The organism is Candidatus Poribacteria bacterium, assembly GCA_021295715.1.
Taxonomy (GTDB): domain Bacteria; phylum Poribacteria; class WGA-4E; order WGA-4E; family WGA-3G; genus WGA-3G.
Genome location: JAGWBV010000055.1, coordinates 38,475 through 43,960 on the forward strand (window position 1 = coordinate 38,475; position 5,486 = coordinate 43,960).

Below are 5,486 nucleotides of genomic sequence, written 5' to 3' on the forward strand. Positions count from 1 at the left end.
ATGCGGGAGTAGCTCAGCTGGTAGAGCATTGGCCTTCCAAGCCATGTGTCGCGGGTTCGATTCCCGTCTCCCGCTTGTTGGTGTTTTTTATTTTCGCCGATGTAGCTCAGTCGGTAGAGCGCGTCCTTGGTAAGGACGAGGTCACCGGTTCAATTCCGGTCATCGGCTCCACTTATCGAAAGTAGAGTGCTTATTATGCCCAGAGACATTGTAATATTAGCATGTGATGTATGTAGCCAGCGGAATTATGTGACGACCCGGAATCGTCGGACAAACCAAAATCGATACGAACGGAAGAAATACTGTCGTTTCTGTCGAAAACATACATCCCACAAGGAAACACGATAACTTTTTGGGTAGGGGACGTAGACAACACCGCTCTGATCGTCAAATCGGTGTGCAGTTTCCTATACAAAACTTGCAGGCCAGTAGCTCCAACGGCTAGAGCGTCGGTCTCCAAAACCGAATGTTGGGGGTTCGAATCCCTCCTGGCCTGAATTACATTCAGGGAATAAATCAAGAATGGCAAAGAGTGTCTAAGCCAGATGCCAAAGAAGTCCAAGGCAGCACCATTACTGTTATCATTGCTTCCGCCGTGTTAGGACTTTTCATCGGGTTAGTCGATGGTAACTCCGCTTTTCCAAAGTGGAGCAACCCGCTGGGTTGGATCTTTCTGGTGGCTCTTCCAATCGTTGTTTACTTTATTACGCGAAGTTGGGAGAATCAACCGCAAAGTGTTAGAGAAGCCGAAGTGTCTGGGGGTAGCGGCGGGAATCGGAAAGTGATAGCGGCAGCAATAGCCTGTATCCCTTTAATCGCTGTACTCGTAAGCCAGTATGTCCTCAGTAATCCCCTTGAAGGTTTCGGTATGGCTTTCCTCAGAACGCTCTTTATTCGTTAATCGTAATGTGCATACGCTGGTGAATCAGAATATGGATGGATACTGGTACGTTGTTCAAATATACACTGGACATGAGAAAAAGGTTAAACTGACGCTCGACAACATGATCGCCAGGGAAGACCTACAGGACGAAATCCTGCAGGTGAATGTCCCAGAGACTGAGGTTGTAGAGATTAAAGATGGTCAACGGAAAGAGAGCCGGCGTCCATCTTATCCGGGGTACGTCCTTGTGAATACCACCCATCAACTCGGTCCACATGTCGACAATCCGATTGGGCAAAGGAGTTGGACTCTCATACAAGAGACACCGGGAGTCATGAACTTTTTAGGTCCCACCTTACATCCATCACCGCTGAGTCCGGATGATGTCGAAGCAATGCTTCAGATGTCAACCGAGGAAGAGGAAGTCCTACCAGTACCCGCAATGGAATATGAAATAGGCGATAAGGTCAAGGTGATAAACGGTCCGTTTAGTGGATTCCCGGGCGAAATCGAAGAAATTGACATGGAACACCAACGATTACGCCTCAGCATCTCACTTTTCGGTCGCTCCACCTCCGTTGACTTGGGCTTACTCGAAGTGGAAGAATTGAACTAAACGCAAACGGCGTAGTTTAATATTGTGAGTTCACGCCGTCTTCCTGTAAAACGCAACTTGGAACGCTCACAACCGAAAATAGGGAAAAACAATGGCAAAGCAAGTAGCAGGTGAAGTTAAACTCCAGTTAGTCTCCGGACAGGCGACACCACAACCCCCGGTTGGTCCCAGTCTCGCACCTTACATGATTAATCTGCAGGAGTTTATCAAATCGTTTAATGCCCAAACGCAGCATCAAATCGGAATGGTGGTGACAACCGTCATTACTTGTTATAGTGATCGGTCGTTTAGTTTCAGCGTAAAGTCACCACCTGCCGCAGTCTTACTCAAATCCGCAGCAAAGATTGCTAAAGGCTCTGGTGAACCCAATCGGAATAAGGTCGCTTCCGTTACAATGGATCAAATTCGAGAAATCGCACAGACGAAATTACCCGACTTAAATACGACAGATTTAGATGCAGCAATGCGAATGGTAGAAGGAACTGCTCGCAGCATGGGACTGACGATTAGTTAGCGAGGCTTATCCATCTGACAAAGCACAGCATCGTGGATATATGGATAAGTTCACTCTGAAACGGGGCTATAGAGATATGCCCATGGAGAACAACATGGCGAAAAGAGGGAAGCGATACCGCGGCATCAACGAACACGTAGACAGACTGCAACTTTACACGATAGACGAGGCTGTCTCGCTCGTGAAAAAAACAGGCAGCGCAAAATTTGATGAAACCGTGGATTTGGCATCGCGTCTTGGCGTAGATGCCCGACAGTCAGACCAGAATATCCGAGGGACTGTCGCACTGCCACACGGGACAGGAAAATCTGTTCGTGTTGTCGTCTTCGCCCAAGGCGACCCAGCACGACAAGCCGAAGAAGCCGGGGCAGATTTCGTTGGAACCGACGATCTCGTCGATAAAATTGTTGACGGATGGCTCGATTTTGACGCAACAATTGCAACACCGGACTTAATGCGGAATATCATGCCCAAACTTGGACGAATCCTTGGACCGCGAGGCTTAATGCCTAACGCCAAAGCTGGTACTGTCACAATGGATGTCGCCGAAACCATCCAAGATATCAAAGCTGGACAAATTGAATACCGAGTAGAACGTTCTTCCGGCGTTGTTCAGGTCCCAATCGGCAAAGTCTCATTTGAGGAAGAAAGTATTAAACAGAACCTCAACGCAGTGATGGGTGCGCTTGTTGCCGCTCGTCCGTCAGCAGTGAAAGGCAGATATATTCGGAGCGTTGCTATATCGGCAACAATGGGAGCTGCTATACGGATAGATCCGCAGCAATTTGCATAATCCGAACGGGATACGGTATGGAATAGTCCTACAACTGAATAGAGTCGTAGAACGTAGGTGCCATCGGCTTAATTGCCTACCGAGGCTTGAGAGGAACACAACGGATAGTGGACGATTGAAGCGTCCGTGAAATCTCGTTGTTCGCTGTTTATTCCTCTTTGGATGTAAGCCTCCAGGCACCTGGGGGCTTTTTGCATGCAATCGTATACCGAATTGACAGGTGTATATGGAAACCAAGGCATCGCGCTACGGTTACTATACAATCGACATAGAAAGGAACTGAAACATGCCGAATCAGGCAAATGTTCAGCAGACAGAACAAATTCGTGAGATTTTTGACAATGCCGATGTTGTTTTGCTAACAGACTTTCAGGGGCTGACCGTCGTAGAAATTAACGAACTGCGAAACCAACTCCGAGCAGCCGATATCCGCTATAAGGTCTGTAAGAATACATTGATAAACGTTGTCGCTCAAGAAAGAGGTATTGATGGCTTAGCACCTTATCTCAAAGGGAATACAGCCCTTGCTACCGGTACAGATCCAGCGACATCTTCAAAAATCTTGCTTGAATTTGGCGAGGAACACGAAAATTTTAAGATTAAAGGTGGCATTCTCGGAACACAAATAATCGATGCGGCAGGCGTTGAAGCCCTGAAAGATATGCCATCACGAGATGTTTTGATTGCCCGCACTGTCGGGATGATCGGGGCACCTCTCACCGGACTCGTCAATACCTTAAGTCAGGGTTCACCGATTACAGGGATGGTGAACGTACTCAGTGGAACGATACGTCAGGTAACCTCTGTCCTAACACAGGTTGCCGACCAAAAGAAAGAGGCGGAAGACGCCTAACCCAAAAGCGCATACCGCGCTTTATCAAATATTGTAGGGTAATTAAGTCCCAGTGACTTAACCTTGCACGACTTGATCAGAAGGTTTCTAATCAAGTTAATTTGATACTACACATAGAAAGGATAAAAACATGGCCGCAGACTTGGATAAATTGATTGACGAAATTAGCAATATGACAGTTCTGGAACTTTCTGAACTCGTCAAAGCCTTAGAGGATAAATTCGGAGTCAGTGCATCAGCCGCGCCAGCAATCGCTATGCCCGGAATGATGCCAGCTGCTGCGGATGGAGCAGCAGAAGAGGCCGCCGAAGCCGAAGAGCAAACAGAATTCGACGTTCAACTCAAAGACTTCGGTTCCAAGAAGATTCCGGTGATCAAAGAGGTTCGCGCAATTACTGGACTCGGATTGAAGGAAGCGAAAGAGAAAGTCGAATCCGCACCGGTTGTCATTCAAGAAGGCATTGCTAAAGAGGAAGCCGAGAAAACGAAAGAACAACTCGAAGCTCTCGGTGCTGAAGTCGAAATCATATAGACGGAAACATACCGTTTTACATTACACACAGCGCGCGTTAAAATCGCGCACGACAGGTAAACCCATTATGGTTCTTGAGCATAGCGATGCCCGATTCATCGCTCTACGGCGAACTATAATGGGTTTCCGTTTTTTGACGAAATTTAATGATTTAATCTTCATTAGGAATAACGCCAGTTTGAAAATACATCTGTAGGTTGGGTAGAGCGGTAAATACACCGAAAAAATCGCAGAATGTGCAGAAGTATGCCGTTTTTCAAGACACTTTCTGGGTCAATAAAACTCACGTTAGGAATAGGTCCTTTATCGGATGTTTAGTATCCTTGATGTCTTCTATCTTGTTTTCAGCCAACTCGCAGTTGGTGGGTTTGTTCTCCTTCTCTTAGTCCCTACAGGATTAGTAGGTGCAAATTTTTACCGTTTGATGGGGAGTATCTATCTACTCGTAGGCGGATTGTCCCGATGTGCAAACCTTGCGCTTCAGCAGCAGCCAGTCACATTTCGCAACTTCTTCGGATCTTGGCAGAATCCCGAATCCATTTCTGTTCTCTGTTTCGTTCTCATTGTTCTCATCTACACACTGAGTTGGTGGTTCAAAACACCACTCCTCACACGGATCCTCTTCTTTAGTGGACTTATTTCCGGAGTGGTATGGTTGATTTTGAGCACCCAGCGGTATCTTCAAGTCGTACAACTTCCGGGTGAAATGTTTCTGTTGTCACTTCAATTCTTGACAGCCGCCGCGCTACTCGGGGCAGTCCACAGCGGGATGTGGTTCGGTCATTGGTACCTCGTGGTGCCTGATTTGCCCGTGGTTTACCTGAAACGGTTTAATACCGTCCTGCTCTGTACACTTTCCGGAGTAGCGCTCCTGCTCTGCCTGAACCTTTTTTTTAGGCAGCAATCCACAGATAGCGTCTCCTTTAACCTCTTCTATCAGATCATCTTCAGCATGCGGGTTCTCATAGGTATCGGTGGCACGTTGTTCCTCTACTTCATTACATGGGACTGCTTGCGTCCGAAATCTGTCGCTCGCGATGTGCTTGGTGCGACACGCGCTGCAACCGGTTTTCTCTTTATTGCTATCATCACAGTGCTTCTTGGCGAGTTCTGCAGTCGATTGTTGTTTTTGGAAATGCGGTTTATTTTTTGAAGGAAAATTAAAAATTGTAATTTAAATTTCGGATATGCTAAAATTATTATATTCACTACAAACTTACTATAGTTTGGACAATTTCGATCGGGGTCATGCCCCAGTTTTTCGGACGGATAAACAGAAATTTCTTTCACGTGAT

The 5,486-nt window shown here is 46.8% G+C and carries 8 protein-coding genes, 3 tRNA genes and 1 other annotated feature; all 11 genes read left to right on the forward strand.

Features of this window, described 5'->3' with window-relative positions:
- The first annotated feature begins 2 nt into the window (after nucleotides 1-2).
- The 11 genes from J4G07_14390 to J4G07_14440 all read left to right on the forward strand — a co-directional run bounded on the left by J4G07_14390 (nucleotide 3) and on the right by J4G07_14440 (nucleotide 5,344).
- A tRNA-Gly gene (locus J4G07_14390) sits at nucleotides 3-75 on the forward strand.
- Between the two features lie 20 nt (nucleotides 76-95).
- Nucleotides 96-171: transfer RNA gene (locus J4G07_14395), tRNA-Thr, on the forward strand.
- A 24-nt stretch (nucleotides 172-195) separates the two neighbouring features.
- Nucleotides 196-348 carry a 50S ribosomal protein L33 gene (gene rpmG, locus J4G07_14400; protein ID MCE2415183.1) on the forward strand — a complete coding sequence of 51 codons (153 nt, stop codon included), beginning with the start codon at nucleotides 196-198 and terminating at the stop codon, nucleotides 346-348.
- A gap of 74 nt (nucleotides 349-422) precedes the next feature.
- Nucleotides 423-496, forward strand: a tRNA-Trp gene (locus J4G07_14405).
- A gap of 36 nt (nucleotides 497-532) precedes the next feature.
- Nucleotides 533-901 (forward strand): preprotein translocase subunit SecE, encoded by a 369-nt coding sequence (locus tag J4G07_14410; GenBank protein ID MCE2415184.1) that lies wholly within the window; start codon nucleotides 533-535, stop codon nucleotides 899-901.
- A gap of 31 nt (nucleotides 902-932) precedes the next feature.
- Nucleotides 933-1,499 (forward strand): transcription termination/antitermination factor NusG, encoded by a 567-nt coding sequence (nusG, locus tag J4G07_14415; protein ID MCE2415185.1) that lies wholly within the window; start codon nucleotides 933-935, stop codon nucleotides 1,497-1,499.
- 91 nt (nucleotides 1,500-1,590) lie between these two features.
- Complete coding sequence (gene rplK, locus J4G07_14420) at nucleotides 1,591-2,013, forward strand: 50S ribosomal protein L11 (protein MCE2415186.1); 423 nt, start codon at nucleotides 1,591-1,593, stop codon at nucleotides 2,011-2,013.
- A gap of 94 nt (nucleotides 2,014-2,107) precedes the next feature.
- Nucleotides 2,108-2,806 (forward strand): 50S ribosomal protein L1, encoded by a 699-nt coding sequence (gene rplA, locus J4G07_14425; GenBank protein MCE2415187.1) that lies wholly within the window; start codon nucleotides 2,108-2,110, stop codon nucleotides 2,804-2,806.
- Nucleotides 2,807-2,832: 26 nt separating this feature from the next.
- Nucleotides 2,833-3,009, forward strand: a sequence feature (ribosomal protein L10 leader region).
- An 83-nt stretch (nucleotides 3,010-3,092) separates the two neighbouring features.
- Nucleotides 3,093-3,659: a 50S ribosomal protein L10 gene (locus J4G07_14430; GenBank protein MCE2415188.1), complete on the forward strand. Its 567-nt coding sequence runs from the start codon at nucleotides 3,093-3,095 to the stop codon at nucleotides 3,657-3,659.
- Between the two features lie 130 nt (nucleotides 3,660-3,789).
- A complete protein-coding gene (gene rplL / locus J4G07_14435; protein MCE2415189.1) occupies nucleotides 3,790-4,191 on the forward strand; it encodes a 50S ribosomal protein L7/L12 in 402 nt (133 codons plus the stop codon).
- A gap of 310 nt (nucleotides 4,192-4,501) precedes the next feature.
- Entirely contained in the window at nucleotides 4,502-5,344 is an 843-nt protein-coding gene (locus J4G07_14440) for a hypothetical protein (protein MCE2415190.1), read from the forward strand.
- Nucleotides 5,345-5,486: the final 142 nt, after the last annotated feature.